The organism is Mesorhizobium sp. B2-4-2 (assembly GCF_006442845.1).
Classification (GTDB): domain Bacteria; phylum Pseudomonadota; class Alphaproteobacteria; order Rhizobiales; family Rhizobiaceae; genus Mesorhizobium.
This window is the reverse complement of sequence record NZ_VFVM01000003.1, coordinates 370657-385306: the sequence shown is the minus strand read 5'-3', so window position 1 is coordinate 385306 and position 14650 is coordinate 370657. Positions and strand designations below refer to the sequence as shown.

16 protein-coding genes are annotated in these 14650 nt (G+C 63.0%); 3 read left to right on the top strand and 13 right to left on the bottom strand.

Annotated features, from left to right (window positions below):
- Positions 1-55 precede the first annotated feature (55 nt).
- Complete coding sequence (locus FJ942_RS08775) at positions 56-415, top strand: DUF4260 domain-containing protein (protein WP_140496764.1); 360 nt, start codon at positions 56-58, stop codon at positions 413-415.
- Between the two features lie 44 nt (positions 416-459).
- Here FJ942_RS08775 and FJ942_RS08770 read toward each other — a convergent pair whose 3' ends face one another.
- Positions 460-1020, bottom strand: coding sequence for an SH3 domain-containing protein (locus FJ942_RS08770; protein WP_140649397.1), 561 nt, complete (start codon positions 1018-1020; stop codon positions 460-462).
- Positions 1021-1168: 148 nt separating this feature from the next.
- Here FJ942_RS08770 and FJ942_RS08765 point away from each other — a divergent pair, with 148 nt between their 5' ends.
- Entirely contained in the window at positions 1169-2170 is a 1002-nt protein-coding gene (locus FJ942_RS08765) for a D-glycerate dehydrogenase (protein WP_140496760.1), read from the top strand.
- Between the two features lie 30 nt (positions 2171-2200).
- Here the strand turns inward: FJ942_RS08765 and FJ942_RS08760 are convergent, their stop codons facing one another.
- The 9 genes from FJ942_RS08760 to FJ942_RS08720 form a co-directional block, all read right to left on the bottom strand.
- Entirely contained in the window at positions 2201-2689 is a 489-nt protein-coding gene (locus tag FJ942_RS08760; protein ID WP_140496757.1) for a GNAT family N-acetyltransferase, read from the bottom strand.
- A gap of 2 nt (positions 2690-2691) precedes the next feature.
- Entirely contained in the window at positions 2692-3450 is a 759-nt protein-coding gene (locus tag FJ942_RS08755) for a molybdopterin-synthase adenylyltransferase MoeB (protein ID WP_140496755.1), read from the bottom strand.
- A 39-nt stretch (positions 3451-3489) separates the two neighbouring features.
- Positions 3490-4632, bottom strand: a complete 1143-nt coding sequence (gene recF / locus FJ942_RS08750) for a DNA replication/repair protein RecF (RefSeq protein WP_140685037.1) — start codon at positions 4630-4632, stop codon at positions 3490-3492.
- 11 nt (positions 4633-4643) lie between these two features.
- The gene (gene dnaN / locus FJ942_RS08745; protein WP_140496751.1) at positions 4644-5762 is read right to left on the bottom strand and encodes a DNA polymerase III subunit beta; all 1119 of its coding nucleotides are present in this window, start codon (positions 5760-5762) and stop codon (positions 4644-4646) included.
- Between the two features lie 200 nt (positions 5763-5962).
- Complete coding sequence (gene dnaA, locus FJ942_RS08740) at positions 5963-7507, bottom strand: chromosomal replication initiator protein DnaA (RefSeq protein WP_140496749.1); 1545 nt, start codon at positions 7505-7507, stop codon at positions 5963-5965.
- An 848-nt stretch (positions 7508-8355) separates the two neighbouring features.
- Entirely contained in the window at positions 8356-8622 is a 267-nt protein-coding gene (gene rpsT / locus FJ942_RS08735) for a 30S ribosomal protein S20 (RefSeq protein ID WP_140496747.1), read from the bottom strand.
- Between the two features lie 207 nt (positions 8623-8829).
- The gene (locus FJ942_RS08730; protein WP_140564841.1) at positions 8830-9603 is read right to left on the bottom strand and encodes an enoyl-CoA hydratase; all 774 of its coding nucleotides are present in this window, start codon (positions 9601-9603) and stop codon (positions 8830-8832) included.
- 41 nt (positions 9604-9644) lie between these two features.
- Positions 9645-10535 carry a bifunctional DNA-formamidopyrimidine glycosylase/DNA-(apurinic or apyrimidinic site) lyase gene (mutM, locus tag FJ942_RS08725; protein ID WP_140496743.1) on the bottom strand — a complete coding sequence of 297 codons (891 nt, stop codon included), beginning with the start codon at positions 10533-10535 and terminating at the stop codon, positions 9645-9647.
- Complete coding sequence (locus FJ942_RS08720) at positions 10528-11769, bottom strand: phosphopentomutase (protein WP_140728874.1); 1242 nt, start codon at positions 11767-11769, stop codon at positions 10528-10530. Before FJ942_RS08720 ends, mutM begins: the two co-directional genes overlap by 8 nt.
- Positions 11770-11904: 135 nt before the next feature.
- On the opposite strand from FJ942_RS08720, the gene FJ942_RS08715 reads away from it, so the two are divergent.
- The gene (locus FJ942_RS08715) at positions 11905-12822 is read left to right on the top strand and encodes a PhnD/SsuA/transferrin family substrate-binding protein (protein ID WP_140557605.1); all 918 of its coding nucleotides are present in this window, start codon (positions 11905-11907) and stop codon (positions 12820-12822) included.
- A 6-nt stretch (positions 12823-12828) separates the two neighbouring features.
- On the opposite strand, the gene FJ942_RS08710 is transcribed toward FJ942_RS08715, so the two are convergent.
- From FJ942_RS08710 to FJ942_RS08700, 3 genes are all read right to left on the bottom strand, one after another.
- The gene (locus FJ942_RS08710; RefSeq protein ID WP_140624819.1) at positions 12829-13449 is read right to left on the bottom strand and encodes a TadE/TadG family type IV pilus assembly protein; all 621 of its coding nucleotides are present in this window, start codon (positions 13447-13449) and stop codon (positions 12829-12831) included.
- Positions 13450-13487: 38 nt separating this feature from the next.
- The gene (locus FJ942_RS08705; RefSeq protein WP_140897490.1) at positions 13488-14069 is read right to left on the bottom strand and encodes a TadE/TadG family type IV pilus assembly protein; all 582 of its coding nucleotides are present in this window, start codon (positions 14067-14069) and stop codon (positions 13488-13490) included.
- 127 nt (positions 14070-14196) lie between these two features.
- Positions 14197-14619, bottom strand: a complete 423-nt coding sequence (locus tag FJ942_RS08700) for a pilus assembly protein N-terminal domain-containing protein (protein WP_140496732.1) — start codon at positions 14617-14619, stop codon at positions 14197-14199.
- Positions 14620-14650: the final 31 nt, after the last annotated feature.

Genomic DNA, 14650 nt, shown 5'->3' with positions numbered 1-14650 from the left:
CACGTATGCACGGCCGGGCACGTATGCACGGCCAGGCACGTATGAACGGCCGGGAATGAAACCCCTCGATCTGGCTGTCCGGCTGGAATGGGCCGCTGTCGCGGTGTCCGCTATCGTCTTTTATGCACTCGCCGGTGCGTCCTGGCGGTTGTTCGCCTTGTTGATCCTGGCGCCTGATCTGTCCATGTTCGGCTATCTCGCCGGGCCGCGCGTCGGCGCCGCCTGCTACAATGCCTTCCACATCTTGGTCCCACCGGTGTTTTTGGTGCTTGCCGGCAGCCTGTTCGGCAATGCAGCCGCTCTAGCGGTTGCATTGATCTGGATCGCCCACATCGCTATCGATCGCGCGCTGGGTTACGGCTTGAAGCTGTCGAGCAGCTTTCAGGATACCCATCTCGGCCGCATCGGCCGCTAAACGGTCCGGCCTGCGGTTCAAACGAGTCGCGGCAAGGCCAAAAATCAGTCCTTGACCCGTTCGCCGGGATAGGCGCCCCAGACGACGGATTGGGCGAGCCAGCCGGTGTGGCCATCGAGCGTCATTTCGCACCACTGGCCGTCGCAGGATTTGATCGTGCCCATGACGCCCGGCTCGACGATCGCCACCACGCTGGCGTCCTTTTCGGGGCGCCTGAGGAGATTGATCTGGGCGCCCTTGCCGCGCTGCCACGGCGCCACGATCGCCGTGCGCCGGCCCGAAAGCAGCGACTGGTTGATCCAACCTTCCGAACCGTCGGCGTCGCGCACGCGGCGCCATGTGTCGAATTCCTGAATGATCTCCATCGGCAGGCCTGCCTTCAGATACATCCAGTCGACCGAGTAGTTGGCGCCCGGCCCGACACGCGAATTGACGCGGCCGGATTTCAGGCTGACGAATCGTGGCAGCGGCAGGCCGCTCGGCCCGAGCGTGACGACGCTCTGGGCGGGGGCTGCTGCACCTTGCGCGCACAGTTGGGGTGAATAGAGCAGAGCGCCGAGAAATGCTGCGCTGAGGGTCAGGCGAAGCGACGCGAAACCAGACACTTTCGTTCCTTTCGGCGCTGGCCTGCCGGCCCCGGCGCCCCTTTTTCTTTGTCTTCGGCGGCACCGCTTGGTACATGGGTAAATCGGCTACCGCGACCGGCTTCCAGTTTCGCCGGTCTTGGTTAAAGAGGTCTCAACGAGGGAAACAATGGCAGGCAAAAAGAAGCCTCTCGTGGTCATCACGCGAAAACTGCCCGACCCTGTCGAGACCCGCATGCGCGAGCTGTTCGACGCAAGGCTGAACGTCGAGGACAGGCCGATGACGCAACCGGAACTGGTCGCGGCGGTCAAGGAGGCCGACGTGCTGGTGCCGACGGTGACCGACCGCATCGACGCGGCATTGATCGCCCAGGCCGGCGAAAACCTCAAGCTGATCGCCAATTTCGGCAATGGCGTCGACAAGATCGACGTGGCGGCCGCGGCCAAGAAAGGCATCACCGTAACCAACACGCCCAACGTGCTGACCGAGGATACGGCCGACATGACGATGGCGCTGATGCTGGCGGTGCCGCGCCGGCTGGCGGAGGGCGCCAATGTACTCACCGGCGACAAGAAATGGGCTGGCTGGTCGCCGACATGGATGCTTGGCCGGCGCATCTGGGGCAAACGGCTCGGTATTGTCGGCATGGGGCGTATCGGCACCGCCGTTGCCAGGCGTGCCAAGGCCTTCGGCCTCTCCATCCACTATCACAACCGCCATCGCGTGCTGCAGGCGGTCGAGGACGGGCTGGAGGCGACCTATTGGGAAAGCCTCGATCAGATGCTGGCCCGCATGGACATCATCTCGGTCAACTGCCCCTCGACGCCGGCGACCTTCCATCTGCTTTCGGCGCGGCGGCTGGCGCTGCTCCAGCCCACCGCCTATATCGTCAACACCGCGCGCGGTGACATCATCGACGAGGAGGCGCTGGTCAAGCTGATTCAGGATGGCAGGATCGCCGGCGCCGGACTCGACGTCTACGAGCACGAGCCCGCATTGAACGGAAAACTGCTCAAGCTCGCGACCAAGGGCAAGGTCGTGCTTTTGCCGCATATGGGGTCGGCGACGCTCGAGGGCCGCATCGACATGGGCGAGAAGGTGATCATCAACATCCGCGCCTTCGTCGACGGCCACCGCCCGCCGGATCGCGTGCTGCCGCTCAGGACCTGAGCGGCTTCGCAACATAATGTAAGTGGAAACTTACGAAACAGTCTTGCGCATGGTGACCGAAGTCGGTCGCGCATAACCTTCATGCGCCGTTCTCACGGTCTCGCGAAAACCGAGCCGGGCAAAGGCTGCCTGGTTCCCAGCCAGCTCGATTCGCGTCTGCAGCTCGATTGCGGCCTTGCCGCGGCTGCGGGCAAAATCCTGGACGGCTTGCATCAACAACCTGCCGATGCCCTGGCCCTGACAGTCCGGCGTGACGGCGAGCTTGCCGACATAGAGGTGGTCGGTTCGTTCCAGGGCGAAGATGCAGCCGACGATCCTGTTGCCGCTGAGCGCCAGCATGCCGGTCTCGCGGCGGGCTTTGTCGCGCAAGGTTTCCGCGGTGAGCAGGTGCGCCGAGGACGGCGGGTCGATGATGCCGTCCATGAAGGCGAAAGCGCGCAGGATCAGGGCGAGCACTTCGTTCCAGCGGTCGAAATCGGCCGGAATCCGGGTGATGACGATATTGGCAGTGCGCGTCAACGTCAGTTTCGTCTCTTGTAGCGGATGGTCTCGAAACGCGCGGCCAGCGCGTCATAGAGCAGCAGTCGTCCGATCAGCGGCTCGCCAATGCCGGTGATCAGCTTGATGGCTTCCATCGCCTGCAACGTGCCGATGACCCCAGTCAGCACGCCAAGCACCCCGGCCTCGGCACAGGACGGTACCAGACCCGGCGGTGGGGCCTCCGGGAAGAGGTCGCGGTAGCCGGGGTTGGAGGTGCCGTCCCTATCGGCTTGGAACGGCATCAGCACGGTCACGGAGCCATCGAAACGGCCCACGGCGGCGTGCACCAGCGGCTTTCCCTCCGCCGCGCAGGCATCGGCCACGACATAGCGCGTCTCGAAATTGTCGGACCCGTCGACGACCACGTCGTAACGGGCGACGAGGGCTTGGGCATTGTCCGCGGTCAGGCGCAATGTGTGGATTTCGACAGCGGTGTTGGGATTGATGCGGGCAATTGCCGCCTTGGCGCTGTGGGTTTTCAGCATGCCGACAGTGTTCGTGCCGTGAATCACCTGCCGCTGCAGGTTGGAGAGCGAAACCGTGTCGTCGTCGATCACGCCGAGCGTGCCGACGCCGGCTGCGGCAAGATATTCAAGCACTGGTGCGCCCAATCCGCCGGCGCCGATGACCAGCACCCGCGCTCGCTTCAGGCGCTGCTGGCCGGCGCCGCCAATTTCGGGCAGCACGATGTGGCGGGCATAGCGTTCGAGTTCTTCGTCGGTGAGGGCGGTGGCGATCATGGCTCGATCATATAGCGGGAGAAAAACCTTGTCAGGTGCTCACACAGCCATCGGCGCGACCGTGCCGTGATCCACGATCAGGAACTGCGCCCGGCCCGCCAGGCTGGAAAACAGCGCAGCATCGGTTCCCGTCATGAAAGCCTGGCAGTTCAATTCCTCCAGGATCGAGAACAGCGCCGCACGCCGGCCACCATCGAGATGTGCCGCGATCTCGTCGAGCAGCAGGATTGGCGTCAAGCCGGACATCTCGCCGGTCAATCTGGCATGCGACAGGACAATGCCGACAAGCAAGGCTTTCTGTTCGCCGGTCGAACACAGCTCCGCCGGCATCGCCTTGGGTCGGTGCCGGACCACGAGATCGGAGCGGTGCGGGCCCTCGAGCGTGCGCCCGGCGGCGCGGTCGCGGTCGCGGCCCCCGGCGAGCGTGCGGCGGAACCGCTCCTCGACGTCGACAGCCGGCATGGTGGCGATCTCGGCTTCCAGATCGCCCGACAGGCCGATATCGGCCTGCGGAAACGGGCCGCTGTCGGGCAGCCTGTCGATCATGGCGGCCAGAAGGCGCACCATTTCGGCGCGCGCCGCGGCGATCGCCACGCCCGTCTCGGCCATCTGCATCTCGATCGCCTCGAACCAGCTCAAATCCCGCGAACCTTCCGTCAGCAACCGGTTCCGGCCGCGCATCGCCTTTTCATAGTCGAGGGCGCGCTGTCCGTGGCCTGGATCGATCGCCAGCACCAGCCGGTCGAGAAAGCGCCGGCGGTCCGCGGCCGGTCCGGTGAACAGAGCATCCATGGCCGGCGTCAGCCACACGACGCGCAGCCATTCCAGCATGTCCTCGGCGGATCGCGCCGTGGCGCCGTTGATGCGCACCCGTCTGCCGCCCTCGCCAAGACTGTCGCCACCCGAAATGCCCGTCCCTATCTCGACTTGGCCGTCAGGTCCGTCGAGCCGTGCGTGCAGCGCAAAGCCGCCGTCACCGCCCTCACGCGCGACGTCCGCGTAAGGCGCGCGGCGCAGGCCGCGGCCCGGCGTCAACAGGGAAATCGCTTCCAGCAGATTGGTTTTGCCAGCGCCATTGTCACCGGAAAACACCACCGCGCCCGGCTCAAGCTCGACCGACAGCGCCGCATAGTTGCGGAAATTGGTAAGTGTAAGCTTACTTATATGGGTTTGTGCCGGCAACCGCTACTGCTCTACACCCGCATCGGCATCAGCACATAAAGCGCGGTTTCATCGGCCATGTCGTGGATCAGCGTTGGCGAACCGGCGTCGGCCAACATGAACCGGGCCTCTGAACCGGTCAATTGTGCGGCAACGTCGAGCAGGTACTTGGCGTTGAAGCCGATCTCGATCGGGTCGGCTGAATAGTCGGCGGCCAACTCCTCGGTGGCGCTGCCCGAATCCGGATTGTTGACCGCAAGCGTCACCTGGCCCTCACTGATCGAAAGCTTCACCGCGCGCCCGCGTTCGGAGGAGATGGTCGAGACGCGGTCGACGGCGGCCGCGAAGCTCTGGCGGTCGATGATCAGCTTCTTGTCGTTGCCGGTGGGAATGACCCGCTGATAATCGGGGAAGGTGCCGTCGATCAGCTTGGAAGTCAGGATGACGCTGCCGATGGTGAAGCGGATCTTGGTGTCCGACAGTTCGGTGGTGACCGCCACGTCGGGATCATCGACCAGCTTCTGCAATTCGCTGACCGTCTTGCGCGGTATGATGATGCCTGGCATGCCTTCGGAACCCGCCGGCGCGTCGATCTCGGCGCGCGCCAGGCGATGGCCGTCGGTCGCCACCGAGCGCAGCTTCAGCTTGCCGCCGACCTCATGTGTGTGAAGATAGATGCCGTTGAGATAATAGCGCGTCTCCTCGGTGGAGATGGCGAACTGGGTCTTCTCGATCAGCCCCTTGAGCGCGACCGAGTCGAGCCGGAAGATATGCGAGAAGGATCCGGCCGAAAGCTCGGGGAAGTCCGATTGCGGCAGGCATTGCAGTCGGAAGCTCGAGCGGCCGGAGGTCACCGTCATGGCGTTGCCGTCCTCGTCCGTCTTCAGCATCACCTCGGCACCGTCGGAAAGCTTGCGCACGATGTCGTAGAGCAGATGCGCCGGAACCGTTGTCGCGCCACCCCGCTCGACCTTGGCCGGCGTCGCTTCCGTCACCTCCAGGTCGAGGTCGGTGGCCTTCATTTCCAGGCTGGCGCCTTCGGCGCTGAGCAGCACGTTGGACAGGATCGGTATGGTGTTGCGCCGCTCGACCACGCGGTGGACGTGGTTGAGCGACTTCAGGAGATTTGACCGTTCCAGGATAACACGCATGACGAACCAGGCTCGCTTGAATGAATGAGCGGGTCTCCGGCTGGCGGCGTCCCGCGAAAGGTCTGAACAGGCTTCAGAATCTGCGTAAACTGACAGGAAAAAACCAGCAAACGCAAGCCCGCGCGACCGGTTCGGGCCGGCTACGCGGGCTTTCTGGGGATAAAGGCGGCGAAGCACGCCGCCAGGCGTTTTCGAACGGCTCAGGCCTGGTCGTTGATCAACCGTCTCAACAGTTCCAGTTCCTGCGCCAGCGTGTTGTCGCCGCCGGAAAGATCCTCGATCTTGCGCACTGCGTGCAGCACCGTTGTGTGATCGCGGCCGCCGAAGCGCCGCCCGATCTCGGGCAGCGAGCGCGGCGTCATCACCTTGGACAGATACATGGCGACCTGCCTCGGCTTGACGATGGTGCGCGTGCGCCTGTTGGACAGCAACTCGGTCTTCGACACATTGTAGTGCCGCGCGACGATGCGCTGAATATCCTCGATACGGACCCGCTTCGGCTCGCCGGTGCGGTAGATATGGCCGAGGATCTCGTCGATGCGATCGATGGTGATCTGCGGCTCGAAAGACTGGCGGAACAGGAGTTGATTGAAGGCGCCTTCCAGTTCGCGGCCGCTGCCGGTCACCGTGCGGGCGACGTGATTGAGGATCTCGTCGGAGATGTCGAGGGAAGCGTCGTCGTGCCTGGCGGTGGCGAGGCGCAGCTTGAGCATGCCCAGGCGCATGGCGAAATCGGGGGCCGACATTTCGAGCGCGACGCCGCCATTGAGGCGCGAGCGGACCCGCGGTTCGAGGGATTCCAGTTCAGACGGGGGCCGGTCGGCGGCGACGACGACCTGCTTGGCGCTGTCGAGCAGCATGTTGATCAGATGGCAGAATTCGTGCTGGATCGACTTGCCCTGCAGGAATTGCATGTCGTCGATGATGAGCAGGTCGATATCGCGAAGCTGTTCCTTGAGCGTCAAGGCATTGTTGTCGCGGATCGCGGTGGCGAAGCGCCACATGAAATATTCCGCCGTCAGGTAGACGACGCGCGATTTCGGGTTCTGCTTCAGCGATTCCGCGGCGATAGCCTGCAACAAATGGGTCTTGCCGAGGCCGACCGTCGCATGAAGGAAGAGCGGGTTGAAGCGCACCGCGCTCGACTGCGATTCCGCCACGGCCTTGGCCGCGGCGAAGGCCACCCGGTTCGACGGCCCTTCGATGAAAGAGGCGAACGTGTAACGCGGATCGAGCGGCGATCCCAGCACATTGTGGCGGAACTCGCTCTCGGCCGGCATGCCCGGGCGCGGCGCCGGAGCCCGCTCCAGCCTGCCGGGGCTTACGGTGCCGGCGGCCAGCGCCGTCTGCGTTTGTCGCGTCATCTTGCGCGCCGGCGCCAATTCCGGTTCGGCATGGCTGCGCCCCTGGCGGGTGGCTGTGCGCACGATGATCTCGATCTTGAGGATCTCGGGATCCTCGTGCTTCCAAAGCTCGCAGATAAGGTCGAGATAATGGCCGTTGATCCACGAGCGCAGGAAGGCAGTGGGCACCGAAATGCGAACGATGCCCTTTGAAGCCTCCGCGACCTTCATGCGCCCGAACCAGCTCGAATAGACTTCGGTTCCCAACCGCGCCTTCAACTGGGCCTTGACCCGGTCGAACTTCTGTTCCGCGTCGCTGGAAGCCGCCATCTCATCAGCTCCGATCAGATTTCCTGAAAATGGGATGTCATTGGTAAGCTCCCTTTCGACGCCGCTCTGCATGATCGAGTTCCTTGTCTCTGTACCTGTTTTTCCGCCGGGGATGCGCCTCCTGCATCCGTGTTCCAGCGACTGCGCTTTGCTACGACGCCCGCTGCCGCCGCCGGCAGATGAACGTCGCCCATTGTCCAGGGAACCGGTGCCGGCCCATGGAAGCCAGTCCGTGTTGGGTATGTCAGGGCAATGCAACACCGTCCGGCGAAAATCGCCGGCGCTGTCGACCTGCCATGTATAGTTACGCCAGTCCCCTACCGTATCGAAAAAGAGCAAACCAAACCTGTCCGCGGACTTGATCCGCGCCACAAACCCCGCCAATTTAAGCTGGCCCATTCAGGCTGGGTCAGGGCCACCCGGCCCATCCCTTTCGATGGACCGACATTACCGAAATCGCTGTGGATAGGGCAAGGCCACGTCTAACGGATTTTTAAGGAATCTGGTTAGGTCCGGCGCGCCGAAGCGCCATGCGGCAGCACTATAGTTTGACAAAGCCATTGTGATTCAAACCCTTTTCCGGCGAATATGAAAAAGCCGGGCTGGCGCGAAATTTTGTGAAATAAATCGCTTGACAGCCAGTTGTTCTCCTGGCGCTTCGCCGCGCTGTGGACAACGTGTGGATGACTATCTGTAACTAGCTGGGAAATATTGATTATTTCTGCGGAGGGAGAATTTTTTAGCCGACACTTTTCAAGTATCTGGACCATCAGCCGGCACGCATATGCCGGCAAAGCATTTCGGACCGCAAACTCCGCTTTCGACGCCGTTTCCGAGTATTCTTTTTAAGTGCTTGCCGGCAAACGAAAAAACCCGGCACTATCGGCCGGGTTCTCAGAAGATCAGTCCGGAAAGGGACGTCAGGCCGACAGCACCTTGAGGCGCTGGGCCAGCCGTGAAACCTTGCGGGCCGCGGTGTTCTTGTGGATCACGCCCTTTGTCGCGGCACGCATCAATTCCGGCTCGGCGGCCTTGAACGCCGCCTGCGCGGCGGCCTTGTCGCCGGAGGCGAGCGCCTCCTCGACCTGGCGCACATAAGTGCGGACGCGCGAGCGACGGTTTTTATTGATCGCCGCGCGGCGGACGATCTTGCGCGTTGCCTTTTTGGCCGAGGATGTATTGGCCATGATGCCTCTCTTCTGATCTGGTCGGCGCATGCGGCATGCCGCAGGGCACAAAAAACAAACGGGCAGCCACAGGGCCGCCTCGGTTGGTGCGGCTTATAGTTCAGCTTTCCCGGCGCGTCAACGCTGGCTGGCGTTCTTTTTGGCTGTCGTCGCGCCGGAGCATTTTTTCAGCCACGCCGAAGCATTTCGCGCCCCGGAGGTGCGCTGTCAGCGATTGGTGAAATTCGGCTTGCGCTTCTCGGCGAAGGCCGCCATGCCTTCCTTCTGGTCGTCGAGCGCAAACAGCGAATGGAACAGTCGACGTTCGAACCGCAGCCCCTCGGCGAGCGTCGTTTCATAGGCTCGGTTGACGGCTTCCTTTGCCATCATCACCGACGGCAGCGAAAAATCGGCGATCTTGGCCGCCGCCTTGACGGCCTCCTCGACAAGCTCGCCGGCAGGCACGACGCGCGAGACCAGCCCGGAACGCTCGGCCTCCGCGGCATCCATCATCCGCCCGGTCAGGCACATGTCCATCGCCTTCGACTTGCCGACGAACCGGGTCAGGCGTTGTGAGCCGCCCATGCCGGGAATGACGCCGAGCGTGATTTCGGGCTGGCCGAATTTTGCCGTGTCGGCGGCGATGATGAAGTCGCACATCATCGCCAGTTCGCAGCCGCCGCCCAGCGCATAGCCCGCCACCGCCGCGATGATCGGCTTGCGCGCCCGGGTCAACTCTTCCCAGCCGACGAAAAAGTCCTTGATGTAGGCATCGACGTAGGAAATCGACAGCATTTCCTTGATATCGGCGCCTGCGGCGAAGGCCTTCTCGGAACCAGTGACGACCATCGCGCCGATGCCGTCATCTGCCCCGAACACGTTTACCGCGGCCACCAATTCCGCCATGACCTGGGAATTCAGCGCATTGAGCGCCTTCGGCCGGTTCAAGGTGATCAGCCCGACCTTGCCCCTGGTTTCAACGACGATCGTTTCATAGGCCATGGCTTCGGCTCCTCTTCCAGGCAATTGAAGATCGATCTAGCTCACCGCTGACAGGTCCGGCAATAGAAGGTCGAGCGGCCGCTCTGCGTGATGCGCTCGATATGGCCGCCGCAGCCAGGCTTGGAGCAGGGTTCGCCCTCCCGGTCATACACCGCGAAGGAGTGCTGGAAATAGCCCAGCGAACCGTCGGTCTGCATGTAGTCGCGCAGCGACGATCCGCCGGCCGCAATGGCATCTGCGATGACCGAGCGGACCGCCACGGCAAGCCCCCGGCTTTGCTCACCCGCTTTCTTGCCGGCTTTGGCTATCGTGCCCGCCTCGCGCAGCGGCGACAGCCCGGCGCGCCATAGCGCCTCCGAGACATAGATGTTGCCGAGCCCGGCTATCAATCTCTGGTCGAGAAGAGCGGCCTTCAGCGGCGATTTCCGGCCCTTCAGCAGTGAGGCCAGCAGCACTCCGTCAAGCGCATTGCCGGTGGGTTCGACGCCGAGCCCCGCCAGCATCGGATGGGTGTCCGGCGGCCCTTCGCAAAACAGCATGAAGCCGAAGCGACGCGGATCGTTGAAAACCACGCGCGAGCGGGTGCCGTCCCGAGAGGCGACGTCGAAGATGACATGGTCGTGCGTCGAACTCTTCGACCGCTCGTGATGGAACACGCCGGGCATTTCGGCAGCGTCGGCCGTCTCGATGCGAAACGAGCCCGACATGCCGAGATGGCAGATCAGGGCGGGACCGCCTTCGAGATCCATCGTCAGATATTTGGCTCGGCGTCCGAGCGCCGTGATCGTCTTGCCGGTCAGCCGCTCGGCGAATTTTTCGGGGAATGGAAAACGCAGGTCCGGCCGGCGTGCCTCGGCGCGGATGATGCGGGCACCCTCCAGAACCGGCTCCAGCCCGCGCCGGACCGTCTCGACCTCGGGCAATTCAGGCATGGCCGCCCATATCCGGGTAAAAGGAAGTGCCGTAGCGGCCGTGCGCCAACCCGAGATGTTCGGCCACGGTTTCACCAATGTCGCAGAATGTCGTTCTCAGCCCGATGTCGCCGCCCGTCAGACCTGGTCCGATGCCGATCACCGGAATGCGTTCGCGTGTGTGGTCGGTACCGCGCCAGGTCGGGTCGTTGCCGTGGTCGGCCGTCAGGATCAGCAGATCGCCCTGTCGCAATCTCGCGAATGCTTCCGGCAGTCGCCGGTCGAAGGCCTCGAGCGCGGCGGCATAACCTGCAACATCGCGGCGATGGCCGAACTCGGTGTCGAAATCGACGAAATTGGCGAAGACGAGATCGCCGTCGCGGGCCGCATCCATTGCATCAAGCGCCTGGTCGAACATGGCCATGTTGCCCGCGGCCTTGCGCACTTCCGAAATCCCCCGATGGGCAAAGATGTCGCCGATCTTGCCCACGGCGATGACGCGGCTGCCACGCGCCGTCAGCCGGTCGAGCAATGTCGGCTCGGGTGGCGGCACGGCGTAGTCGTGTCGGTTGTAGGTCCGCTCGAAAGTGGCTGCCGTCTCGCCGACGAACGGTCGCGCGATCACCCTTCCGATCCTCAACGGATCAACCAGGCGACGCACCACCTTGCAGAATTCGTAGAGCCGCTCCAGTCCGAAATGGACCTCGTGCGCGGCGACTTGCAGGACTGAGTCCACCGAGGTGTAGCAGATCGGCTTGCCCGTGCGGATGTGCTCCTCGCCGAACCGTTCGATGATCTCGGTACCAGGCGCATGGCAGTTGCCGAGAATGCCCGGCACCTTGCCCTCGCGGATGATCGCCTCGGTCAGTTCGGCGGGAAAGGCTGGGATCGTGTCGGGAAAATAACCCCAGTCGAAACGCACCGGCAGGCCGGCTATCTCCCAATGACCGGATGGCGTGTCCTTGCCGCTCGAAACCTCCTGGGCGGCACCGTGGAAGGCATTGTCGACGAGATCCGTCCCGAAAGCGGCAAAGCCCAGCCCCGTCGCGGTCTCGGCAGCCTTGCCAAGTCCGAGCGACGCCATGTTGGGAACAAACAACGGCCCCTGGCGAAGTCCTTCGCGATCGGCGCGGCCTTCCGCACAGGCCTCGGTGATATGGGCGAAGGTGTTGGCACCGGCATCTCCGTAGCGTTCGGCGTCGGCGGCGCCGCCTATGCCGAAGGAATCCAGGACGAAGAGGAAAGCACGCGCCATGAGGTCATTGTTGCCGGTTTGAGCACCCAGACATAGGGTTCCACGGCGGCATTGGCAATTCGGAAACCAAACGGCAACCGCTCGGCGCGATAGTCCGGAACCAATTCATTGACGGATCGCAGGACCGGGTCTCCCATGAAAGCTGCCCTGAAGACATGCGCCGCTCTCATGATCGCGCAAGGCGCGGTCTGGTCCGGCTCGGCGCACGCCGACTGGCGTGACGATATCGGCACGTTTCGCATCGGCATCGTCGCCGAACCCGGCGCCGCCAACACCGTTCCAGGCCTGGCGCGGTTGACCGAGGCCTTTACCAACGCGCTGGGCATGAAGGTGGAGTTCGTCGTTGCCCGTGACTATGCCGCGCTGATCGATGCGCAGGCCAATGCTCGCATCGAATATGCCGTCTACTCGGCGACCGCCTATGCAACGGCGTCAAGACGCTGCGAGTGCGTCGAACCGCTTGTGGCACCGGTCGATTCCGATGGCGCGGTCGGCATCCGCGCCGTGCTGCTGACGAAGGATGGCAAGGTGCCCAGCCTGGCCGCGATGGAAACCCACCGGATCGCCATGCCGCCGGCGGACAGCATTGGTTCTCTTTTGCCATTGGCCGGACTGGCTGCCGAGCACGTCAAGATCGCAGAGGACGCATCGTTTCTGGTTCACGCCGGTTCCGCCTCGGCCGCGGAAGGAATGCTGGTCGATGGCCAGGCCGATGCCTTGTTCGGCTGGGCGACGGCGGCGGCCGACGGCGAGCCAAGACTATCGGGCACGCAGGCAAGGCTCGAAGCCGCCGGGCTTTCGGCGACCGCCCTTCAAGTCGTATGGACGTCGGGTTTGCTGAGATACGGTCCTCACGCGGTGCGTAGCGATCTCGACCCGGAAGCCAAGCGCCGGTTGGCGGTTTTCCTGACCAATCTCAAATCGACGACGCCCGACATCTACGACCTGCTGGAATCGAGGCATTCCGGCGGTTTCGCCACCGTGGTTCCCAAGGATTACGAGATGGCGCACGCCATCGTGCGTCTGGTGTCGGATGGTGGCGTGCGGCGATAGGGGTCGTCAGCAGTCGCCGCAGGGTATCGTCAGGCTCCTGCGCGGACGCAGATAATAGGTCTCGCCCATCGATATGTGGTTGAAGACCGTCGTCAATCCGGCCGTCTGTGAGCTGTCTGCGGACCAGGTGATGATCGGTTTGTAACCAAGTTTGCTTTCGACACGAATGAGAAAGGTGCCTGCGACCCTGAGCGTTGCCGGAACCGTAGTGGTTGCGGGCAGGGCGGTGCCGATACTGTAAGCACCATTGACCACCTTGCGCGACCACACCACGTTCACCCTGGGCGGCGTGTCGGTTGTGACCTGTATTGCCGTGATGGTGATATCCGGCTTCGAGCGATTGTACGGCTGCAAGGTGGAGGTGCCGATCTTCATGATGGCATCCAGATCCGCCTTGACGATGGTCGGTTGCTGCGTGACCAGATCCGCGACCATGCTGCCGATGCGGCTGACCTTCTTGCTGGTCTCGATGGCCTGCGAAGCCTCCATGGTGATGAAATACATGATCAGCAGGATTGGCACGATGAGAGCGAACTCGACCGCCGCGATGCCGCGGCGATCGCGTATGAAACCGACCCACTTCCCCCAGCGTCCTGCAATTTCTGGATGTGCCCCCGCACGCATCATGCCCGTCCCTTTTTCTTGGCTTTGCTTTCGCCGCGAACTCAGTTGTCGAATGGCTCGTTCTGCCAGGTCACCGATGCAAAATGCAGTGTCTTGTTACCGCCCATCGACTGAGCCAGAAGATCGGTCATGACGGGCCATTTGTAGAAGACCCGCAGCATGTTCTTCGATTCTGCCAGGCCCGGCGTGGTCGCGAAGGGCTGCGAGTTGGCGCCTTGCATCAAGATGATCTCGCCATTCTCGATCTTGAAGCTGGCCGTGGCCGCGTCGGCGAACGTGGTATATGCGCGAAGGTCCACGTCCAGCTGATTTGGGCAATCCTGCGAGACGATGATCTTCAGTTTGTCGCAGATCATGGTCTTCAACTTGTCCCCGGCGACGTCGGCCGGTCTCAACTGCCCGGTGCGCAATTTGCGCGCGATGTCGTCGGTGATGTTGGCCATAACTTCCTGGCCGGCAAATGAGATGCAGCTTTCCAGGATGGCGAAGACAAGAACCGCGAACGGCAATGCGAGCAGCGCGAATTCCAGTGCCGTACTGCCGCGGCGGTCGCCGGCGAAGCGTGCGAAAAGCCGTGCCCGTCTTGCCTTGCGGTCGGTTGTCGAGACGAATTCGATGCTCATGCTCTGATCCTGCCCATCCCCAGACGGTCTCGGCAGGTGTACTAGTGCAAACCAGTTGAAGTCCGGTTTGAATGATCGTTAAAGTCGCCGCGGGCGCCTTAACCACCCGCTAACCTGGACCGCGTGCCTACCGGCTGACGCTCATCTCGGCTTCTGAGGATTTTTCGGCTTCGCTCTTGTAGGAGCTTTCGCAATAGGGCGTGCAGGACATGGTCTGAACTTCAGCGCGCCGGTAGATGCGCACCGACGAGGCCGCCTGCCGCACGACGGTGATCTGTTCATCGATGATCGGGCTGCCATCCTGGTCGAGGACGACGAGGTTGGTGACGCCGAAGCCCTTGCCAGTCAGCACGATCGTCGAGGCGTCCTGCACGGACGCGTCGGCGATTGCCGGGTTGCCGACCACGATCGTGTCGGCGGGGCGCGACAGTTTGACGATCTTGGCCTGGTTCATGGTGACCTCGATGCCGGTGTCGGCCCTGGCGGGCATGACAAAGCTCACGGCGGCAAGAAGCACGGCAATCAGGATCGACGATTTCGGCTCGGCCATTGACGCGCTCCAGGCGGGCGGACTGTTCAAC

Excerpts from the sequence above, each read along its gene's own strand:
- FJ942_RS08775 (WP_140496764.1), top strand. The coding sequence starts at position 56 with ATGAAACCCCTCGATCTGGCTGTCCGGCTGGAATGGGCCGCTGTCGCG.
- FJ942_RS08765 (WP_140496760.1), top strand. The coding sequence starts at position 1,169 with ATGGCAGGCAAAAAGAAGCCTCTCGTGGTCATCACGCGAAAACTGCCC.
- FJ942_RS08755 (WP_140496755.1), bottom strand. The coding sequence starts at position 3,450 with ATGATCGCCACCGCCCTCACCGACGAAGAACTCGAACGCTATGCCCGC.
- dnaN (WP_140496751.1), bottom strand. The coding sequence starts at position 5,762 with ATGCGTGTTATCCTGGAACGGTCAAATCTCCTGAAGTCGCTCAACCAC.
- dnaA (WP_140496749.1), bottom strand. The coding sequence starts at position 7,507 with ATGCAGAGCGGCGTCGAAAGGGAGCTTACCAATGACATCCCATTTTCA.
- rpsT (WP_140496747.1), bottom strand. The coding sequence starts at position 8,622 with ATGGCCAATACATCCTCGGCCAAAAAGGCAACGCGCAAGATCGTCCGC.
- FJ942_RS08730 (WP_140564841.1), bottom strand. The coding sequence starts at position 9,603 with ATGGCCTATGAAACGATCGTCGTTGAAACCAGGGGCAAGGTCGGGCTG.
- mutM (WP_140496743.1), bottom strand. The coding sequence starts at position 10,535 with ATGCCTGAATTGCCCGAGGTCGAGACGGTCCGGCGCGGGCTGGAGCCG.
- FJ942_RS08720 (WP_140728874.1), bottom strand. The coding sequence starts at position 11,769 with ATGGCGCGTGCTTTCCTCTTCGTCCTGGATTCCTTCGGCATAGGCGGC.
- FJ942_RS08715 (WP_140557605.1), top strand. The coding sequence starts at position 11,905 with ATGAAAGCTGCCCTGAAGACATGCGCCGCTCTCATGATCGCGCAAGGC.
- FJ942_RS08710 (WP_140624819.1), bottom strand. The coding sequence starts at position 13,449 with ATGATGCGTGCGGGGGCACATCCAGAAATTGCAGGACGCTGGGGGAAG.
- FJ942_RS08705 (WP_140897490.1), bottom strand. The coding sequence starts at position 14,069 with ATGAGCATCGAATTCGTCTCGACAACCGACCGCAAGGCAAGACGGGCA.
- FJ942_RS08700 (WP_140496732.1), bottom strand. The coding sequence starts at position 14,619 with ATGGCCGAGCCGAAATCGTCGATCCTGATTGCCGTGCTTCTTGCCGCC.